Annotated in this window: 15 protein-coding genes; 14 read left to right on the top strand and 1 reads right to left on the bottom strand. The window is 52.4% G+C overall.

From position 1 onward, the window contains the following. The first annotated feature begins 1 nt into the window (after position 1). The 10 genes from sdhA to nspC all read left to right on the top strand — a co-directional run bounded on the left by sdhA (position 2) and on the right by nspC (position 15,162). The gene (gene sdhA, locus NHM04_RS00655) at positions 2–1,774 is read left to right on the top strand and encodes a succinate dehydrogenase flavoprotein subunit (RefSeq protein ID WP_254265131.1); all 1,773 of its coding nucleotides are present in this window, start codon (positions 2–4) and stop codon (positions 1,772–1,774) included. 14 nt (positions 1,775–1,788) lie between these two features. Next, a complete protein-coding gene (locus NHM04_RS00660) occupies positions 1,789–2,493 on the top strand; it encodes a succinate dehydrogenase iron-sulfur subunit (protein WP_254265132.1) in 705 nt (234 codons plus the stop codon). Positions 2,494–2,716: 223 nt separating this feature from the next. Beyond that, positions 2,717–5,548: a 2-oxoglutarate dehydrogenase E1 component gene (locus NHM04_RS00665; RefSeq protein WP_254265133.1), complete on the top strand. Its 2,832-nt coding sequence runs from the start codon at positions 2,717–2,719 to the stop codon at positions 5,546–5,548. Between the two features lie 43 nt (positions 5,549–5,591). Next, positions 5,592–6,824, top strand: coding sequence for a 2-oxoglutarate dehydrogenase complex dihydrolipoyllysine-residue succinyltransferase (odhB, locus tag NHM04_RS00670; RefSeq protein WP_254265134.1), 1,233 nt, complete (start codon positions 5,592–5,594; stop codon positions 6,822–6,824). 96 nt (positions 6,825–6,920) lie between these two features. Then, complete coding sequence (gene lpdA / locus NHM04_RS00675) at positions 6,921–8,375, top strand: dihydrolipoyl dehydrogenase (RefSeq protein ID WP_254265135.1); 1,455 nt, start codon at positions 6,921–6,923, stop codon at positions 8,373–8,375. Between the two features lie 191 nt (positions 8,376–8,566). Next, a complete protein-coding gene (sucC, locus tag NHM04_RS00680; protein ID WP_254265136.1) occupies positions 8,567–9,733 on the top strand; it encodes an ADP-forming succinate--CoA ligase subunit beta in 1,167 nt (388 codons plus the stop codon). Further along, complete coding sequence (gene sucD, locus NHM04_RS00685; protein ID WP_254265137.1) at positions 9,734–10,606, top strand: succinate--CoA ligase subunit alpha; 873 nt, start codon at positions 9,734–9,736, stop codon at positions 10,604–10,606. Between the two features lie 180 nt (positions 10,607–10,786). Next, complete coding sequence (gene speA / locus NHM04_RS00690; protein WP_254265138.1) at positions 10,787–12,703, top strand: biosynthetic arginine decarboxylase; 1,917 nt, start codon at positions 10,787–10,789, stop codon at positions 12,701–12,703. Between the two features lie 20 nt (positions 12,704–12,723). Beyond that, on the top strand, positions 12,724–13,926 hold the full coding sequence (locus tag NHM04_RS00695) for a saccharopine dehydrogenase family protein (RefSeq protein WP_254265139.1): 1,203 nt from the start codon (positions 12,724–12,726) through the stop codon (positions 13,924–13,926). A gap of 66 nt (positions 13,927–13,992) precedes the next feature. Further along, positions 13,993–15,162, top strand: coding sequence for a carboxynorspermidine decarboxylase (gene nspC, locus NHM04_RS00700; RefSeq protein WP_254265140.1), 1,170 nt, complete (start codon positions 13,993–13,995; stop codon positions 15,160–15,162). Positions 15,163–15,207: 45 nt separating this feature from the next. On the opposite strand, the gene NHM04_RS00705 is transcribed toward nspC, so the two are convergent. Next, the gene (locus tag NHM04_RS00705; RefSeq protein ID WP_254265141.1) at positions 15,208–15,795 is read right to left on the bottom strand and encodes a uracil-DNA glycosylase family protein; all 588 of its coding nucleotides are present in this window, start codon (positions 15,793–15,795) and stop codon (positions 15,208–15,210) included. A 44-nt stretch (positions 15,796–15,839) separates the two neighbouring features. On the opposite strand from NHM04_RS00705, the gene NHM04_RS00710 reads away from it, so the two are divergent. From NHM04_RS00710 to NHM04_RS00725, 4 genes are all read left to right on the top strand, one after another. Continuing rightward, a complete protein-coding gene (locus NHM04_RS00710; RefSeq protein WP_254265142.1) occupies positions 15,840–16,463 on the top strand; it encodes a uridine kinase in 624 nt (207 codons plus the stop codon). Continuing rightward, a complete protein-coding gene (locus NHM04_RS00715; RefSeq protein WP_254265143.1) occupies positions 16,451–17,671 on the top strand; it encodes a NupC/NupG family nucleoside CNT transporter in 1,221 nt (406 codons plus the stop codon). Before NHM04_RS00710 ends, NHM04_RS00715 begins: the two co-directional genes overlap by 13 nt. A 79-nt stretch (positions 17,672–17,750) precedes the next feature. After that, positions 17,751–19,328 (top strand): FG-GAP-like repeat-containing protein, encoded by a 1,578-nt coding sequence (locus NHM04_RS00720; RefSeq protein ID WP_254265144.1) that lies wholly within the window; start codon positions 17,751–17,753, stop codon positions 19,326–19,328. 83 nt (positions 19,329–19,411) lie between these two features. Next, positions 19,412–19,924, top strand: coding sequence for a GbsR/MarR family transcriptional regulator (locus NHM04_RS00725; protein ID WP_254265145.1), 513 nt, complete (start codon positions 19,412–19,414; stop codon positions 19,922–19,924). Positions 19,925–19,955 lie beyond the last annotated feature (31 nt).

A 19,955-nucleotide genomic window follows, 5' to 3' on the forward strand; every position in this document is an offset into this window, starting at 1 on the left:
CATGGCTAACATGCGTACGATTTCATTTGACGGTATCGTCATCGGTGGTGGTGGCGCTGGCATGCGCGCAGCGCTGCAGCTGGCGCAATCTGGTTACAAGACAGCCGTTATTACCAAAGTTTTCCCTACTCGCTCGCATACGGTGTCTGCTCAGGGCGGTATTACCTGTGCGATTGCCAGCTCCGATCCGCAGGACGACTGGCGCTGGCACATGTATGACACTGTTAAAGGGTCTGATTATATCGGCGATCAGGATGCCATTGAGTATATGTGCTCGGTGGGGCCTGAGTCGGTCTTTGAGCTTGAGCACATGGGGCTGCCGTTCTCCCGCACCGACGAGGGGCGGATCTATCAGCGCCCGTTCGGTGGTCAGTCGAAGGATTTCGGCCGTGGCGGTCAGGCCGCTCGCACCTGTGCGGCGGCGGATCGCACGGGTCACGCGTTGTTGCATACTCTGTATCAACAGAACGTAAAGAACAACACCGTATTTTTGAACGAGTGGTTTGCCGTCGATCTGGTTAAAAACCAAGACGGTGCTGTTGTCGGTGTTATTGCCATCAATATTGAAGATGGTGAAGTGGTTTTTGTTAAATCCAAGGCCACTGTCTTTGCTACCGGCGGTGCAGGTCGCATCTATGCCTCTACCACTAATGCCCACATCAATACCGGTGATGGTATCGGCATGGCGCTGCGCGCCGGTTTCCCGGTGCAGGATATCGAAATGTGGCAGTTCCACCCAACTGGCATTCATGGTGCCGGTACACTGGTAACTGAGGGTTGCCGGGGTGAGGGTGGTTATCTGATTAACAAAGATGGCGAGCGCTTTATGGAGCGCTATGCGCCAAACGCGAAGGATTTGGCGGGTCGCGATGTGGTAGCTCGCTCGATGGTGCTGGAGATTCTTGAAGGCCGTGGTTGCGGCGAAAATGGCGACCATGTGTACCTCAAGCTTGATCACTTGGGTGAAGAAACTCTGAATGCGAAGTTGCCGGGTATTTTGGAGTTGTCGCGCACCTTTGCGCACGCTGACCCGGTAAAAGAGCCGATTCCCGTAGTGCCAACCTGTCATTACATGATGGGTGGTATTCCCACCAATGTCAGTGGTCAGGCGCTGACTCAGGATGCCGACGGCAATGATAAGGTGATACCCGGTTTCTACGCCTGTGGTGAAGCCGCCTGTGTTTCTGTTCACGGTGCTAACCGTCTGGGTGGTAACTCGCTGTTGGATCTGGTGGTGTTTGGTCGCTCAGCGGGCCAGTACATCGAGAAAAGCTTGCGTGAGGGAATTGAGCTTAGCGAGCCGCGCGACTCGGACATTGAAGCGGCCATGGCGCGCCTTGATCGTCTTAATACGTCCAAGGGTGGCGAGTCTACAGCCGCCTTGCGCACCGAGCTGCAGAACGTGATGCAAAACCACTTCGGCGTGTTCCGCAAGGGCGAGTTCATGCAGGAGGGGATTAAAAAGCTGGCCGATTTGCGCGAGCGTATCGCCAATGTCAGCCTTGAAGACAAAAGCAATGCTTTTAACACATCTCGCATTGAGGCTCTGGAGTTGCAGAACCTGCTGGAGGTGGCTGAGGCAACCGCCATTGCTGCTGAGGAGCGCAAAGAATCTCGCGGTGCTCACGCTCGCGAAGACTTCCAGGAGCGCGATGACGACAACTGGCTGTGTCACTCCATGTTTTTCCCCGCCGACAAGCGTGTGGGTAAGCGTGCCGTAAACTTTGCGCCCAAATCGATGGACGCATTTGAGCCGAAAATTCGTACTTATTAATGGGGTGGTGAGATATGTTGAAAGTAGAGATTTACCGCTATAACCCGGAAACTGACTCCGCGCCCTACATGAAGACTTACGAAATCGATACTAAGGGCAAGGATCTGATGGTGCTGGATGTGCTTGAGCAGCTTAAAGCTCAGGACACCACGCTGTCCTACCGTCGTTCGTGTCGTGAAGGTGTATGCGGCTCCGATGGCATGAATATTAACGGCAAAAACGGCTTGGCCTGTATCACGCCGCTGTCTGAGTGCGTTAAAAAAGGTAAGTTGATATTGCGTCCGCTGCCGGGATTGCCGGTTATTCGCGATCTGGTTGTGGATATGTCTCAGTTTTATGCGCAATACAAGAAAATTGAGCCCTATCTGCAAACCGATACTCCGGCTCCGGCTATCGAGCGCTTACAATCACCGGAAGAACGGGCTAAACTCGACGGCCTGTATGAGTGTATACTTTGTGCCTGTTGCTCAACCAGCTGCCCTTCGTTCTGGTGGAATCCAGACAAATTTATTGGCCCAGCTGGCTTGCTGCAGGCTTACCGTTTCTTGGTAGACAGCCGCGACGAGGCAACTGAACATCGCCTGACCAACCTGGATGACCCCTTCAGCGTATTTCGTTGCCACGGCATCCAGAATTGTGTATCGGTGTGCCCCAAGGGGTTGAACCCAACCCGGGCCATTGGTCACATACGGTCCATGTTGCTGCGCAGTGCGACCTAACAGGACGAATTGTGCATGAATGAGTAACGCTAATGCGCTGTCAGAGGGAAAACCCGCTGCGGCGCATTTGCGTATGTATCGTGCTCTGAACCGGTACGCTAAGCGGCGCCTTCGGCCACAAGCTGGATGCGTTTTTGGAAGCTAACTGCCAATGTTGGCAGGGGAGCCCAGGTTATCGCCCGGGTGGCCCAATAGGGTAAATCCCTAACAAAAGGTGGGTGGAATGCAAGACAGCCTTATGGAGCAGCTATGGAGTACGTCCCATATCTCTGGTGGGAACGCTTCATATGTGGAAGACCTCTACGATATTTATTTACATGATCCCAATGGCGTGCCGGAAGAGTGGCGCGACTACTTCGACCAGTTGCCCCGTGTAAATGGGGTTGTATCCCAAGACACACCGCACTCGGTGATTCGCGAGCAGTTTGCTCAGCTTGCCAAAAGTCGCTCCAGTGCCGCCTCGCCGAATGTGGCGACCTCTATTTCTCTCGAGCACGAGCGCAAACAAGTTAAAGTTCTGCAGCTGATCAGCTCATACCGGTTTCGTGGCCACCAAAAAGCTAAGCTCGATCCGCTCGGTATTATGGAGCGTGAGCATGTGCCCGATCTGGATTTGGCCTATCACGGCCTGACCTCTGCCGATCTGGATACCGTATTTCAAACCGGCAATATGTTTATTGGCCGCGAAGAAGCCCCCCTCAAAGATATAGTCGCCGCACTGGAGCAAACTTATTGCGGTCATGTGGGGCCTGAAATCATGCACATCACCAACCTTGCTGAAAAGCAATGGCTGCAGCAGCGGTTGGAAAGCGTGCGCTCTAACCCGACTTTTACCCCCGAGCAGCGCCTTGCTGTGCTGGAGCGCTTGACCGCCGCCGAAGGCCTGGAGCGTCACCTGGACAGCAAATATCCGGGCACCAAACGTTTCGGTCTCGAGGGTGGAGAGAGTTTTATCCCGCTGGTGGATGCGCTGGTTAAGCGCGCCGGCAGCTACGGCGCCAAAGAAATTGTTCTCGGTATGGCGCACCGAGGTCGTTTGAATACATTGGTCAATGTGTTCGGCAAAAGCCCTGCAGAACTGTTTGGCGAATTCGAAGGTAAGCGCTTGGTCGATACCTCGGGCGATGTGAAATACCATCAGGGTTTCTCTTCTAACGTCATGACCCCGGGCGGTGAGATTCATATGGCGATGGCGTTTAACCCGTCGCACCTTGAGATTGTATCCCCGGTAGTGGTGGGCTCTGTGCGCGCCCGTCAGGATCGCCGCGACGACTCCGTAGGCGATAAGGTTGTACCCATTGTGGTACACGGCGATGCCGCCTTTGCCGGCCAGGGTGTGGTGATGGAGACTTTCCAAATGTCTCAGACCCGCGCCTACAAAACCGGCGGCACCTTGCATTTGGTGATTAACAACCAGGTGGGCTTTACCACGAGCTTCCGCGAAGATGCGCGCTCCACCGAATACTGCACCGACGTGGCAAAAATGATCGAGGCGCCTATCTTCCATGTCAACGGCGACGATCCGGACGCCGTATTGTTTGTCGCGCAGTTGGCGATGGATTATCGCAACGAGTTCAAAAAAGACGTGGTTATCGATCTTGTCTGTTATCGCCGCCGTGGTCACAACGAGGCGGATGATCCCTCGGCAACCCAGCCGATGATGTACCAGGTAATTCGCAAGCAAAAAACCACTCGCACTTTGTATTCCGACAAATTGGTTGAGGCGGGCGTGCTGAGCGCCGAAGACTCCGCCAAGATGATGGACGATTACCGCGCTTCATTGGATCGCGGTGAAAGCGTTGCCAATGGTCTGGTGTCCGAGCCCGATAAGTCGCTATTTGTGGATTGGTCGCCCTACATCGGTCACGACTGGCAGACCCCTGCTGAAACCGGCTTTGATTTAAAAGCTCTGCAGGCGGTTGCGCACAAAATGTGCGATGTGCCAGACGGCATCGTACTGCAGCGTCAGGTATCAAAAATTTACGACGATCGCCGCAAAATGGCCGGTGGGGCACTGCCTATTAACTGGGGTTTCGCCGAAACCCTGGCTTACGCTACTTTGCTTGAGCAAGGTTTTCAGGTGCGCATGACCGGCCAGGACGTCGGGCGCGGTACTTTCTCACACCGCCATGCGGTATTGCACAGTCAGAAAGACGGCAAGCGCTATACTCCACTGGCCAAAATGAGCGAGAACCAGCCGGCCTTCGATTTATACGACTCTTACCTGTCGGAAGAGGCGGTACTGGCATTTGAGTATGGTTACGCGACTACGACCCCTAACGCCCTGATTATCTGGGAAGCTCAGTTTGGCGACTTCGCCAACGGCGCCCAGGTAGTGATTGACCAGTTCATCACCAGTGGTGAGCACAAGTGGGGCCGTTTGTGTGGCTTGACGATGCTGTTACCTCACGGCTATGAAGGGCAGGGGCCGGAGCACTCATCCGCTCGCCTCGAACGCTTTATGCAGCTGTGCGCCGAGCACAACATCCAAGTGGTGATTCCCACCACCCCTGCTCAGGTATTCCATATGCTGCGTCGTCAGGCGATTCGTCCCATGCGTCGGCCGCTGGTGGTGATGAGTCCGAAGTGGATTTTGCGTCACCCACTGGCAACGTCGAGTTTGGAAGATCTGGCCAATGGCACCTTCCAGAACGTGATTGGCGAGCAGGAGCTTGACCCGGCGAAATGCAAGCGGGTAGTTCTGTGTTCGGGCAAGGTCTACTACCATTTGCTCGAGGAGCGCAACAAGCGCGAGCAAGATGATGTTGCATTGATTCGTCTGGAGCAGTTGTATCCCTTCCCGGAAGAAGAGCTAAAAGCGGCGCTCGCGCCTTACGCCCACGTTAAAGACGTGATGTGGTGTCAGGAGGAGCCGATGAACCAGGGCGCCTGGTACGCGAGCCAGCATCATATGCGTCGTGTGGTGTATGAATTAAACCCCAATCTGTATCTGGGCTATGTGGGGCGCGACCCCTCGGCAGCGCCTGCAGCCGGCTATGCCTCGGTGCATCTAGAAGAGCAAAAGCGTTTTATCAATGAAGCGCTGAGTGTATAAGCACGCAACTGAATTGAAAGCTGTATTAAGCTAAGGATACGTAATGAGCACTGATATCAAAGCCCCAACTTTTCCCGAGTCTGTGCAGGACGGCACCGTGGCCACCTGGCACAAGCAACCTGGCGAAGCTTGCTCGCGCGACGAGCTAATTGTCGATATTGAAACCGATAAGGTTGTGCTAGAAGTGGTAGCTCCCGCCGACGGCGTTTTGTCCGAAGTCATAAAAGGCGAAGGCGACACCGTGTTGTCCAACGAGGTGATTGCCAAGTTTGACGAAGGCGCTAGCGGTTCTGCCCCTGCCGGCGGCGACAAGCCCGCCGAGACAGACAAAAAAGAAGAAAAGAGCGAGGCACCTGCGGCCAGCTCTGGTGCAGACGACAAAATTCTGAGCCCTGCGGCGCGTAAACTGGCCGATGAGAACAACATCGACCCAGCCGCGGTTGCCGGTACTGGTAAAGACGGCCGTGTGACCAAAGAAGATGTCATGAATCACATCGAAAGCGGCGCCAAAAAGCCCGAGCCGGCCGCCGCCCAGCCCGCCCAAGCAGCCGCGGCACCTATGCCTGCCGGCGAGCGCGTGGAAAAGCGTGTACCCATGACGCGCCTACGCAAGCGCATCGCCGAGCGTCTGCTGGAAGCTACCAGCTCTACTGCCATGTTAACGACATTTAACGAGGTTAATATGGCTCCGGTGATGGAGCTGCGTAAGCAGTACAAAGACAAGTTCGAGAAAATTCATAATGGTACCCGCCTGGGCTTTATGGGCTTTTTCGTGAAGGCCGCTACCGAGGCTCTGAAGCGTTTTCCTGCGGTTAATGCCTCGCTGGATGGAGACGATATTGTCTATCACGGCTATCAGGATATCGGTGTGGCTGTGTCTACCGAAAAAGGGCTGGTTGTGCCCGTGTTGCGCAATAGCGAGAACATGAGCATTGCTGAGGTGGAGTCAACCATTCGCGATTTCGGTGGCCGTGCCCGCGATGGCAAGCTGTCCATCGATGAGATGACTGGCGGCACCTTTACCATTACCAATGGCGGCGTGTTTGGCTCGCTGTTGTCCACGCCCATTCTGAATTTGCCGCAAACCGCTATCCTGGGTATGCACAAAATTCAGGAGCGTCCAATGGCGGTGAACGGCAAGGTAGAAATTCTGCCTATGATGTATCTGGCGCTGTCCTACGATCACCGCATGATCGATGGCAAAGAGGCGGTACAGTTCCTGGTGGCAATCAAAGAGCTGTTAGAAGATCCTGCGCGCATCCTGCTGGAAATCTAAACCGGATGCATTCACCGGGTGGCTTACCGGCCGCCCGGACATTTGATGAGCCGGAACACCAAAGCCGGCATTGCGATAACAATTGGGAATGAGACTATGTCTGACAAATACGATGTGATTGTGGTTGGTTCGGGCCCCGCCGGATACGTGGGGGCCATTCGCTGCGCTCAACTGGGCCTGAAAACCGCCTGTATTGAAAAGTGGAAAGACAAAGACGGTAAAGGCATCAACGGCGGTACTTGTCTGAACACAGGTTGTATTCCATCCAAAGCGCTGCTTGATAGCTCGCAAAAATTTCATTATGCCGAGGAAGGTTTTGCCAACCACGGCATCAGCACCGGTAAGCTGGCCATTGACGTGCCCGCCATGATTAAGCGTAAAGAGGCGGTGGTTAAACAAATGTCTGGCGGCGTTGCCGGCCTGTTTCAGTCCAACAAAGTTAAAAGCCTTTACGGTACCGGCAAGCTGTTGGCCGGCAAGAAAGTTGAGTTCACCGATAATAACGGCAAAACTAGCATATTAGAGGCTGACAATGTGATCCTGGCCTCTGGTTCTATCCCGGTTAATATCGGTGTCGCCCCCGTCGACAACGACGTTATTGTTGATTCTACTGGCGCGTTGGAATTCCAGGAAGTGCCAAAGCGCTTGGGGGTTATTGGCGCTGGTGTTATTGGTCTTGAGCTGGGTAGTGTATGGAAGCGTGTGGGCGCAGAAGTAGTACTGCTGGAAGCCATGGACAACTTCCTGTCGATTATGGATCAGCAGATCGCCAAAGAAGCGCAGAAAATCTTCACCAAGCAAGGCCTGGATATTCGCCTGAGCTGTCGTGTTACCGGGACCGAAGTGAAAGGCCGCGGTAAGAAGAAAGAAGTTGAAGTGACCTACACCGACAAAGATGGCAACGAGCAAAAAGAAGTGTTCGATAAGCTCATCGTTTGTGTGGGGCGCAAGCCATACACCGAAGGCCTGCTCGCCGAGGACAGCGGTGTAAATCTCGACGAGCGCGGCTTTATTTACGTTAATGATCTTTGCTCTACCGACGCCCCAGGCGTATGGGCGGTAGGTGATGTGGTGCGCGGGCCCATGCTGGCCCATAAAGGCTCGGAAGAGGGCGTTATGGTTGCCGAGCGTATCGCCGGTCAGAAGCCTCTGGTCAATTACGATATCATTCCCAACGTGATCTATACTCACCCCGAAGTGGCCTCTGTGGGTAAAACCGAAGAGCAGCTCAAAGCCGAAGGTGAAGATTACGAAGTGGGTACATTCCCCTTTATGGCGGTAGGCCGAGCGGTAGCTTCGGATGAAGCAGAGGGTATGGTTAAAATTATTGCACATGCTAAAACCGATCGTATTCTCGGTGCCCACATTGTCGGGCCGTCAGCGTCAGATCTGGTGCAGCAAGTGGCAATTGCCATGGAGTTTGGCTCTAGCGCAGAGGATATCGGCATGACTGTATTCGGTCACCCGACCTTCTCTGAGGCGGTCAAAGAAGCGGCTCTGGCCGTGGGTGGTCATGCTATTCACATGCCTAACCGCAAGCGCAAGAAATAACTATTCCAACAATATATGAAGCACGAAGAGCCGGCCTAAAGGCCGGTTTCTTCAATGGTTGTCCGGATTTGAGCCACAGTGCCGGACAGCTGGGAAGAAAGCAGCGGCGGGTTAAAACAGTGCGCCATGACATTGCCAGAGCGCAGCGCCTGCCTTTATTTTCAGTCACGTGAACAAAACGGAAAATCATCATGAATCTGCATGAGTACCAAGGCAAACAATTGTTTGCGCAATACGGTCTGCCCGTCTCCAAGGGCGTTGCAGCCCAAACTGCTGCCGAGGCGGTAGCTGCTGCCGATACGCTCGGCGTTGAAGAGTTTGTGGTTAAAGCACAAGTTCACGCCGGTGGCCGTGGTAAGGCCGGCGGTGTAAAACTGGTTAAAAGTAAAAGCGAAATCGAAGCATTCGCTAAACAGTGGCTGGGCAAAAACCTGGTAACTTACCAGACAGATGAAAATGGTCAGCCAGTTAGCCGTATTCTGGTAGAAACCTGCTCTGATATTGATAAAGAGCTGTACCTGGGCGCGGTTGTCGACCGTTCTAGCCGTCGCATCGTTTTTATGGCTTCAACTGAAGGCGGTGTTGAGATCGAGAAAGTTGCCGAAGAAACACCGGAAAAGATTCTCAAAGCGACCATTGATCCGCTGGTGGGTCCACAGCCTTACCAGGCGCGCGATCTGGCTTTTAAGCTGGGTCTTGAAGGCAAGCAAATCAAACAGTTTGTGCAGATCTTTATGGGTCTGGGCAAAATGTTCAAAGAGAAAGATTTGGCCTTGGTTGAAATCAACCCGCTGATTATTACTCCCGCCGGTGATCTGCACTGTCTGGATGCCAAAGTGGGTATCGACAGTAATGCCCTGTACCGTCACGCTGATCTGCGCGAAATGCACGATCCCTCGCAGGAAGATGAGCGTGAAGCACACGCCGCTCAGTGGGAGCTGAACTACGTAGCACTGGACGGCAACATTGGTTGCATGGTGAATGGTGCGGGCCTGGCTATGGGCACCATGGATATCGTAAAACTGCACGGCGGCCAGCCTGCCAACTTCCTTGACGTAGGTGGCGGTGCGACCAAAGAGCGTGTGGTTGAAGCGTTTAAAATCATCCTCTCTGACGACAATGTTAAAGCTGTTTTGATTAACATTTTTGGCGGTATTGTACGCTGCGACTTGATCGCTGAGGGCGTAATTGGTGCCGTTGAAGAAGTGGGCGTTAAGGTGCCTGTGGTAGTGCGTCTTGAAGGTAACAATGCCGAGCTGGGCGCTAAAGTTTTGGCGGACAGTGGTCTGAATATTATTGCTGCGACCAGTCTGACTGACGCTGCCGAGCAAGTGGTTAAAGCAGCGGAGGGTAAATAAATGAGCGTTTTGATCAATAAAGACACCAAAGTTATCTGTCAGGGTTTTACCGGTTCACAAGGTACCTTCCACTCTGAGCAAGCCATTGCTTATGGCACTAAAATGGTTGGTGGTGTGACGCCGGGCAAAGGTGGTCAAACTCACTTGGGCCTGCCGGTTTTTAACACCGTTGCTGAAGCGGTAGAAGAAACTGGCGCCGAAGCGTCTGTTATCTACGTACCTGCGCCTTTCTGTAAGGATTCAATTTTAGAAGCGGCGAATGCCGGCATTAAGTTGATTGTATGTATCACCGAAGGTGTACCTACAATGGACATGCTCGATTGCAAAGTAAAATGCGATGAGCTGGGTGTACGCCTGATTGGCCCTAACTGCCCGGGTGTGATTACTCCCGGCGAGTGCAAAATCGGCATTATGCCTGGCCACATTCACAAGGCCGGTAAAGTGGGTATTGTGTCTCGCTCTGGTACTCTGACTTACGAAGCCGTTAAACAAACTACCGATTACGGTTTTGGCCAGTCTACCTGTGTAGGTATTGGTGGTGACCCGATTCCCGGCTCTAACTTTATCGACATTCTGCAGTTGTTCCAAGACGACCCGCAAACCGAAGCCATCGTAATGATCGGTGAAATCGGCGGTAGCGCGGAAGAAGAAGCTGCGGCCTTTATCAAAGAAAATGTCACCAAGCCTGTTGTATCTTATATTGCAGGTGTTACGGCGCCTCCGGGTAAGCGTATGGGTCATGCCGGTGCGATTATTTCTGGTGGTAAAGGGACTGCAGATGAAAAGTTTGCCGCTTTGGAAGACGCCGGTGTAAAAACTGTGCGCAGCCTCGCAGGTATTGGCGATGCCCTGAAAGAGCTAACCGGCTGGTAAGTTCGGTTACTGAGAGGGGCGGCCATTGGCCGCCCTTTTTGTTTCTGCAGGGGGAATTCGCAATCTGGTAACACTTGTAAAAACGCTTTTCTTTTACAAAAAAATGTGGGACATTGCGCGGTTTTACGCATTGGTAGTTAAGCGCGTATCTAGGTGGCAATAGGCCCAGGGAGTAAGCGATTGAACGATACTGAAACTCAGACATGGTCCGCTAAGCAGTCTGCCGAGCTCTATGGTATTGAAGAGTGGGGCGGTGGATACTTTGGTATTAACAGCGACGGCAATGTCGAAGTTCGCGCGCCGGGTAATGGCGGCAAAACAGCGGTAGCACTTACCGATATTATCGATGGCTTGCAGCAGCGCGGGTTGGATATGCCTGTATTGCTGCGTATCGAAAACCTGGTCGATAGCCGCATCAGTATCCTCAACGAGTCTTTTGCCGAGGCCATTAAAGTTACCGGCTTTAAAGGGCAGTATCGCGGCGCCTTTCCTATTAAAGTGAATCAACAAAGCCATATCGTGGAAGAGATTGCCCGCTTTGGTGAGCGCTACAACCACGGCCTGGAGGCAGGCAGCAAAGCCGAGCTAATGATTGCCATGTCGGTGCTGCAAAACCGTGAGAGCCTGATTGTTTGCAACGGCTACAAAGACGCCGAGTTTATCGACTTGGGGCTGCAGGCGCGTAAATTAGGCTTTAAATGTATTTTTGTTCTCGAAACCATGGCTGAAGTGCGTCTGGTCATCGAGCGCTCGCGCGAGTTAAATGTCGATCCGATTATCGGTGTGCGCCTCAAGCTATCCACTAAAGTTGAAGGGCACTGGGCCGAGGACAGTGGTGACCGCAGTCTGTTTGGCTTAACCACTAATCAGCTGGTGGATATTATCGATGAGCTTCGTGAGGCAGAGTTACTGCACTGCCTGGAGCTTTTGCATTTTCACCTTGGCTCACAAATTCCGAATATTCGCAGTATTCGCGCCGGAGTTTTGGAAGCTTGCCGCTATTACATTGAAATGGTGGGCGAGGGCGCGCCACTGAAATATATGGACTTGGGTGGCGGTCTGGCGATTGACTATGACGGCACCAGCAGTGTGAGCGGGCACAGCCGTAACTATACCGTACAAGAGTACTGTGTAGACGTCGTCGAGGCCATAGCACAACAGCTTGATGCCCATAATTTGCCACACCCGACCATCGTCACCGAATCGGGGCGTGCTACTGTGGCTCATACCTCGGTCTTGCTTTTCAATATTTTGGATGTTGGCCATTTTGAGCCAGGCCCTATTCCTGCCGAACTGCCCGAAAACCCGCACGAACAGTTGTCTAACCTGTGGCACACCTTAAAAATGATTGAGGTCAATCGTCTGCAGGAGAATTACAACGATGTGATTTATTATCGCGACCAGGTACGGGATTGCTTTTTCCGTGGTGAGATTAATTTGCGTGATCGTGCCCTGGCGGAAAATTTGTGCCTGGCGGGATTACAGCAAATTGTGGCTCTGCTGCCTGAGATGAAGCGTATTCCACCTGAGTTAGAGGCTTTGCCTGAGCAGCTGGCCGACATTTACTACGGTAATTTCAGTGTCTTTCAGTCTCTGCCTGACTCTTGGGCTATCAATCAGGTGTTCCCGGTGATGCCAATCCATCGCCTGAATGAAGAGCCGACGCGTAAAGCGACCATTGCCGACTTAACCTGTGATTGTGATGGCAAGCTGGATAGCTTTGCAGGCCCAGAGGGCGAAACCAATACGTTGTCTTTACACCCGATCAAACACGGCGAAGAGTACCATTTGGGCGTGTTTTTGGTGGGGGCCTATCAGGAAACCTTGGGCGATCTGCACAATTTGTTTGGCGACACTAATGTTGCCAGCGTGCGCATCAACCACGACGGATCTTTGGATTTTGTGCACGAGCTGCACGGCGATAGCATCGCCGATGTGCTCAGCTATGTGGAGTATGATCCACAGTCCATGTTTCGCCAGTTCCGCATGGCGGCGGAGCAGGCCGTGCGCGACGGTCGTATCAGCGTGTCTGAACGCCAGAGTATGCTAACGGCATATTCAGAGAGTTTACGCGGTTACACTTATTTTGAACGCTAGTAGGCCAAAGGAGAGACGGTATGGCTAAAGTAATGATCATTGGCGCCGGTGGTGTGGGCGGTGTAGTCGCCCATAAATGTGCCCAGCTGCCGGAAGTTTTTACCGAAATAGTGCTGGCAAGTCGCACAGAGTCAAAATGTAAGGCTATTGCCGAGCAGTTGCCGCGACCGGTAAAAACGGCCCAAGTGGACGCGGATAATGTGGCCGAAACAGCGGCGTTACTGAAGCAAGAAAAACCGGACTTGGTGATTAACGTCGCTTTGCCCTATCAGGATTTGGCCATTATGGACGCCTGCCTGGAGGCGGGCGTGGATTATCTGGATACCGCCAATTACGAGCCGCCGGAAGAGGCGAAGTTCGAATACAAATGGCAATGGGCTTATCAGGATAAGTTTAAGAGTGCTGAACGCATGGCCCTGCTGGGGTCAGGTTTTGATCCGGGTGTGACTAATGTCTACACCGCTTATTTGAAAAAGCACTATTTGGATGAAATTCACTACCTGGATATTATCGATTGCAATGCCGGCGATCATGGTCAGCCTTTTGCGACCAATTTTAATCCGGAAATCAATATCCGCGAAGTAACCGCGAACGGTCGCTTTTGGCAGGACGGTGACTGGCGGGAGACTGGACCCTTAGAGGAAAACCGTTCGTTTGATTTTCCCGCCGGTATTGGTCCCAAGCAGATTTACTTGATGTACCACGAAGAGCTGGAGTCTATTACCAAGCATCTTCCGGAAATCAAGCGCGCGCGCTTTTGGATGACTTTTTCCGATAATTACTTAAAGCACCTGGAAGTGCTGGGGAATATCGGTATGACATCCATTGAGCCTGTGCAGTTTGAAGGCAAAGAGATTATTCCGCTGCAGTTTCTTAAGGCATTGCTTCCAGACCCTGCCAGCCTTGGACCTCTAACCAAAGGTAAAACCTGTATCGGCTGCGTGGCGCGTGGTGTTAAAGACGGCGTTGAAAAAACTTATTACATTTATAATATCTGCGACCACGAAGAGTGCTACGCCGAGGTGAAGTCCCAGGCAATTTCATACACCACCGGTGTGCCGGCTATGATCGGCGCGAAAATGATGCTGGAGAAAAAGTGGTCTGGCGCCGGTGTGTGGAATATGGAGCAATTGGATCCAGATCCATTTATGGAAGACTTGAACAAATATGGTCTGCCATGGCAGGTTGTGGAGATTGATCAGCCCACGGGCATGGAAGATTGATCGCTCACTAGGTTAAGCCCGTCACCGACGGGCTTTTTTCTATCCGCTATACATAAGAGATTCTGCATGCAGAAACGTCAGTACTTTAACCAATTCGACCCGACTCGAGTTCCGTCGCCGTGCTTTGTGATTGATAAGGCGGCAGTGGAAGATAATTTAAAAATTCTAAATCGGGTTGGGCAAGAAAGCGGTGCGAAAGTGCTGGCGGCTTTAAAAGCGTTTAGCTGTTGGTCGCTGGGGGATCTGTTTAACCAGTATTTGTGGGGTAGTTGTGCCAGTGGTGTGAACGAGGCGCGTCTTGCTCGCGAATATTACGGTGGCGAAGTGCACACCTATTCGGCGGCCTACAAAGAAAGCGACTTGCAGCAAATTTTAAAGATTTCAGATCATGTGCTGTTTAACTCGGTATCGCAGTGGGGGCGTTTCGAGGCCCTATGCCGAAAGGCTAAAGACGCACGGCCGGGTTTGGAATTTGGCTTGCGAATCAACCCTGAGCATTCAGAAGGGGATGTCGCCATTTACGACCCCTGTGCACCTAAATCCCGTATGGGCATACCGCGCAGTGAATTCCCCGCTGTTCTGCCCGAGCTGATTACCGGTTTACACTTTCACACCTTGTGTGAACACGATTTTCCGCCGTTGGCGCGAACCGTTAAAGCGGTGGAGGAAAAGTTTGCGGAATATTTGCCGCAGTTGAAATGGGTTAACTTCGGTGGCGGCCACCATGTCAGCCGTGAAGATTATCAAGTGGATGAGTTGATTGCCTTGATCAAGGACTTCTCGGCCAAATACGATGTACAAGTGTATATTGAGCCTGGCGAAGCCACCGCCATTCGCAGCGGAGTATTGGTGGCGGAAGTACTGGATACTTTTACCAGCACTGTGCCGCAGGCTATTTTAGATACCTCGGCGACTTGTCACATGCCAGATACCCTGGAGATGCCTTATCGTGCCGATATTCTCGGTGCCGGTATGCCCGATGAGAAGCCTTTTACATATCGGCTGGGGGGTATGACTTGTCTGGCCGGTGACGTTATCGGTGATTATAGCTTTGATGCGCCTTTGCAGGTCGGACAACGGCTGATGTTTGATGATATGGCGCACTACACCATGGTAAAAACGACGACCTTCAATGGCATCAACTTGCCGTCGATCGCGTTGTGGGATTCTCGTACCGACAGCTTGGAAGTGGTACGCGAATTTGGCTACGAAGAGTTTAAAAGCCGCTTGTCTTAATTTGGCGCAGTGAAGTGGGCCAAAGAGAAAATACTGAATAACAGGCTATTTCACTGCCAAAATGTCTGCTACCCGCTTTCGCAAAGCGGGTAATATCTCTTTTTCAAACCACGGATTCTTCGCTAACCAGCGATTGTTACGACCGCTGGGGTGAGGTAATGGTAGTATTTCTGGCCAGACCTCAGCCCAACGACCTACACGTTCGGTTAGAGTTTTACCCATGTTCGGTAAATGCCAGGCCTGGGCGTATTGCCCAATAACAAGGGTTAATTCGGTGTTGCTTAGCCTTTCTAGTAACGCATTGCGCCACAAAGGCGCGCACTCTGGTCGTGGCGCTAAATCACCACTTGCGCCAGTGCCCGGGTAGCAAAACCCCATTGGCACCAAAGCAAAGTAATCCGGGTTGTAAAAGGTTTCCCGGTTGACGCCCAGCCATTGGCGCAGTCGGTCGCCGCTTGGATCATTAAACGCAGTGGCCGATTCATGGGCGCGAATGCCGGGTGCCTGCGCGGCGATTAAAATACGTGACCTTGGGCTCGCTTGTAGCACCGGACGGGCTGGCAAGGGCAGGTGGGCCTGACAGTTTTTGCACTGCTGAATATCTTGCCAGAGCATGTCGAAATCTATTGCCATAATCCTGTCATAATAATCTTTGCTTTATGCAGTACACTGGTCGGATGACATTCTGGTTACTGACAATTGCCGGTGTATCCGCCAGCGGTAAAACAACATTGATGGATTACCTCGCGCGCGGGGTACATAAGCGCTTTGGCTATTACCCTACCTGCGTATCGATGGACGGTTACTATCGCGATTTTTCCGCTCTGGCGCCTCACGAGCTGCAGCAGGTAAACTACGATCACCCCGATAGCTTTGATGTTACAGCGCTTATTCGAGACTTGCGTTACTTGAAGGCCGGTAAGCCGATTTACCCCAGAAGCTATGACTATGTTCAGCACAAACCGGTAGAGGCCGTTACTTTGACTGAAACCAAACCTGTGCTTGTGCTGGAGGGCATTTTGCCTCTTCACTTTACTGAGATCCTATCGCTTAGCGATTTAACCGTCTACATTGATACCCCTATAAATGACTGTTATGCGCGTCGTTTGCGGCGAGATACGCTAGAGCGGGGGCGCAGCGAAGAGTCGATCCGCTACCAATTTGAAACTCATGTCATGCCTATGTACAACGCGTATATTCAGCCGCAAAAAGAGCGGGCCGACAGGGTGCTCGCCGATGGCGGGCAGTGCCCGATATTACTTCAAGATATTGTTGAAAAGGTTGCAGCATGTCGGGACTGATTGCTCTGCTGGGTATGCTGGTATTGTTGGGAGTTGCTGCCTGCCTGAGTGAAAACCTGCGTGCCGTCAAGTGGCGCACGGTTGGCGTCGCGTTTTGTTTGCAGCTCGGTCTGGGCGCGTTAGTGCTTTATTCCTCTTGGGGGCGCGCAGCGCTCGGATACATGGCAGAGGCTATATACAGCGTAATAGAGTTCGGGCAAGCGGGGATAGCGTTTATGTTTGGCGATTTAGCCAGTGATAAGCTCGGGTTTATTTTTGCCTTCAATGTATTGCCCATCGTTATATTTTTCTCCTCTTTTGTAGCTGTACTTTACTACTTGGGCATTATGCAGTGGGTTATTCGTATTCTGGGTGGGGCGCTGCGCTTTTTGCTGGGCACTAGCCGGGCAGAGTCGCTTTCCGCTACCGCCAATATTTTCGTCGGCCATACTGAGGCGCCCATGGTGGTTAAGCCTTTTATTGCCCACATGACCCGCTCAGAGCTGTTCGCCATTATGGTGGGCGGTCTGGCGACCGTGGCGGGCTCTGTGCTAGCCGGCTATGTGGGTTTGGGAGTAGAGCTAAAATACCTGTTAGCCGCGAGCTTTATGGCTGCGCCTGGTGGTTTTTTAATGGCGAAGTTAATTGTTCCGGAAACCGAAACTCCCGTAGAAGACATCGAAGCCAGTGCCGCCAGTGAAACTCAGTACACCAATGTATTCGACGCGGCTGCCGTGGGTGCAACCGACGGCTTAAAGCTTGCTAGTAATATCGGCGCGATGCTGATTGCGTTTATCAGCCTGATTGCATTGGTGAACGGCCTGTTTGCTCTAATCGGCTCATGGATTGGCTTTGAGTCCTTAAGCTTGCAGTGGCTGTTGGGACTATTGTTTCAACCCTTGGCGTTTTTGCTCGGTATCCCCTGGGAGGAAAGCAGGCTCGCGGGCAGTTTAATTGGGCAAAAACTGGTGTTGAACGAGTTTGTTGCTTTCGTCGATTTAGCCGCTCAGCGGGATCAGTTATCTCAAGCTTCCCAAGCCATACTTTCGTTTGCGTTGTGTGGTTTTGCCAACTTTGGCTCTTTAGCGGTACTGCTGGGTGGCTTTGCCACCCTGGCGCCCAAGCGCCGTACCGATGTTGCCAGTATGGGCCTAAAAGCGGTATTCGCTGGTTTTTTAGCGAATATGATGAGTGCCGCCATCGCCGGGTTTTTCTTTTCGCTGGGTTAATCGCAGGATAAAAATATTTCCAGCCGTATTGTTATTTCGCGATGCTTGGTAACATTCACAGGCAGCGGGAGATAATATTATGTTTAAAAAACGGGCTAGCAACATCGCACCAGTCATCGGCCTGATAGTTTTGGTATTCGGTACAGCGGCTGTGTGTTCTGCACAGGCGCAGCCACCAGAGCAAAAAACACCCCAGCAAATCGCCGCTTTGGCCCAGCAGTACTGCGGTTCCTGCCATACTACGCCCTCGCCGCAACTGTTACCTAAAGCCAGTTGGCCCGGAGTCATCGATTCAATGGCCGAACTGTCCGAGCGACGCCTGGGCAAGCCCTATATCCCCGATACCGCGTTGCACCATATAAAAGCCTTGTATTACGGCAGTGCACCCAAGGTGTTGCCAGTGCTGCCGTATATTGATCGCACTCACCCTCAGGTTCAGTTTACGCAAAAGCCTCTCTCGGTGCCGACTCAAGTGCCGCAAATTATGTCGATTACCCAGGTGGCCAACAGTGCAGGTTATTTTGAGTTTTTGTTGGCAGATGCCGAAGCAGGTGAGTTGATAAAACTGTCGGGCAAGGTGGGTGAGCTGGATCAGTGGCAGGAGCAGAGTATCGCACAGATAGATCTTCCCGTGGCTGTGGATACGCTGGACGCCAATGGTGATGGCTTGACCGATTACATTGTTGCCGATCTGGGTGAGCTGCCACCGAATGGCAACCCCTCGGGAAAAGTCTATGTGTTGCTTAACAATAGTAAGGGGGCATACGAGAAAAAACTATTGGTAGAAAATCTGGGGCGGGTGAGCGACGTCAACGCCCTGGACTTGGATCAGGATGGCGATACCGATATAGCTGTTGCCGTCTTTGGCGGCCAGGGGCGTGGCGAAGTATTGTGGTTAGAGCAAACCCCTAGCGGTTACCAAACTCATGCACTGCTGAGCATGAGTGGCGCGCTAAATATCGACGATACCGATTTAAACCAGGATGGAATCGTTGATCTGGTTACTCTGGTGGCGCAGGAGCACGAAACCTTGATTGCTTTTGTGGGGACGGGCAAGGGACAGTTTGAGCGGCATGATCTGGTTAGTGCTGGTCACCCAATGTTTGGTGCCACAAGTCTTACCGTAGTGGATCTTGATCGCGACGGCGACGACGATCTGTTGTTTACCAATGGCGATGCCTTTGATACCCAAACCGATCCCAAGCCCTATCACGGTATTCAATGGTTGGAAAATAGAGGCGAGCTTAAGTTTGCCGCCCATGACGTTGGGCGCTATTACGGGGCGGTCAATGCCAAGGCCGCCGATATGGACGGCGATGGTGATCTGGATATTGTCGCCAGCAGTTGGGTAAATTATTGGCAAGACCCCAAGCGCAATGCGCTGGTTTGGTATGAAAATACCGGCGCACAAAAGTTTATTCCATACCCTGTTAACCAGAGTCTACGTGGCCTGGTGCCGCTGATACTGGAAGATTTCAACGGCGATGGTCGAGTGGATATTCTTACTGGTTCATTTCGTATGGATTTATTGCATCAGGCGCTTAAACGAGAGGGTGATACCTTGAGTTTTGAACTTAATAAATCTGATCAGGCGCCACGCAGTGACCGTTTAATGATCTTTGTTTCCCAGTCTAGGCAAGCGTCTTCCTCCCCCTAGTGCTTGTTGGAGCCGCAGGTATTGCTTGCACCGGGGTTCGTGTCTTGTATAATTACTGAAATTTCAGAAATTAGTGAAAGTTCATGTCGCCGCTGATCGAATCGTTCGTTCGCCACTTTGGTGAAATGGGTAGCCGCTGGGGGATTAATCGCACAGTAGGGCAGATGTACGCCTATATTGTGCTGTCTGACGAGCCGGTAAACGCCGATGAGCTTGCCAGCGAGCTAAAAGTGTCACGTTCCAATGTGAGTATGGGGCTAAAGGAGTTACAGAGTTGGAATCTGGTGCGCCTAATGCATGTGCCGGGTGATCGTAAGGATTACTTCACCGCGCCTGAGGATGTTTGGGAAATCGCGATGACGCTTATCAACGAGCGACGCAAGCGAGAAATCGACCCGACGTTGACGGTAATGCGTGATTTACTGATGGAAAACCCGCGCAGCAGTGGGGATCAATACGCGCAAAAGCGCATTGAAGACATGTATCAGCTGATCGAGATGCTTACTCAGTGGAGCCGTGAAATACAACAGCTTAGCCCCAAGCAAATTTCCCGCATGCTTAAGCTGGGCGCAGGTGTAAGTAAGCTGCTCGGCTAGCGTAAGAGCCAGTTAACACGACAGCAAGAGG

The sequence above is a fragment of the Gilvimarinus sp. DA14 genome (genome assembly GCF_024204685.1).
Taxonomy (GTDB): Bacteria; Pseudomonadota; Gammaproteobacteria; order Pseudomonadales; family Cellvibrionaceae; genus Gilvimarinus.

What these genes read in the sequence shown, in the direction of transcription:
- lpdA (WP_254265135.1), top strand. Translation starts at nt 6,921, where the DNA reads ATGTCTGACAAATACGATGTGATTGTGGTTGGTTCGGGCCCCGCCGGA.
- nspC (WP_254265140.1), top strand. Translation starts at nt 13,993, where the DNA reads ATGCAGAAACGTCAGTACTTTAACCAATTCGACCCGACTCGAGTTCCG.
- NHM04_RS00720 (WP_254265144.1), top strand. Translation starts at nt 17,751, where the DNA reads ATGTTTAAAAAACGGGCTAGCAACATCGCACCAGTCATCGGCCTGATA.
- sucD (WP_254265137.1), top strand. Translation starts at nt 9,734, where the DNA reads ATGAGCGTTTTGATCAATAAAGACACCAAAGTTATCTGTCAGGGTTTT.
- NHM04_RS00715 (WP_254265143.1), top strand. Translation starts at nt 16,451, where the DNA reads ATGTCGGGACTGATTGCTCTGCTGGGTATGCTGGTATTGTTGGGAGTT.
- NHM04_RS00725 (WP_254265145.1), top strand. Translation starts at nt 19,412, where the DNA reads ATGTCGCCGCTGATCGAATCGTTCGTTCGCCACTTTGGTGAAATGGGT.
- NHM04_RS00660 (WP_254265132.1), top strand. Translation starts at nt 1,789, where the DNA reads ATGTTGAAAGTAGAGATTTACCGCTATAACCCGGAAACTGACTCCGCG.
- NHM04_RS00695 (WP_254265139.1), top strand. Translation starts at nt 12,724, where the DNA reads ATGGCTAAAGTAATGATCATTGGCGCCGGTGGTGTGGGCGGTGTAGTC.
- NHM04_RS00665 (WP_254265133.1), top strand. Translation starts at nt 2,717, where the DNA reads ATGCAAGACAGCCTTATGGAGCAGCTATGGAGTACGTCCCATATCTCT.
- NHM04_RS00705 (WP_254265141.1), bottom strand. Translation starts at nt 15,795, where the DNA reads ATGGCAATAGATTTCGACATGCTCTGGCAAGATATTCAGCAGTGCAAA.
- sucC (WP_254265136.1), top strand. Translation starts at nt 8,567, where the DNA reads ATGAATCTGCATGAGTACCAAGGCAAACAATTGTTTGCGCAATACGGT.
- NHM04_RS00710 (WP_254265142.1), top strand. Translation starts at nt 15,840, where the DNA reads ATGACATTCTGGTTACTGACAATTGCCGGTGTATCCGCCAGCGGTAAA.
- odhB (WP_254265134.1), top strand. Translation starts at nt 5,592, where the DNA reads ATGAGCACTGATATCAAAGCCCCAACTTTTCCCGAGTCTGTGCAGGAC.
- sdhA (WP_254265131.1), top strand. Translation starts at nt 2, where the DNA reads ATGGCTAACATGCGTACGATTTCATTTGACGGTATCGTCATCGGTGGT.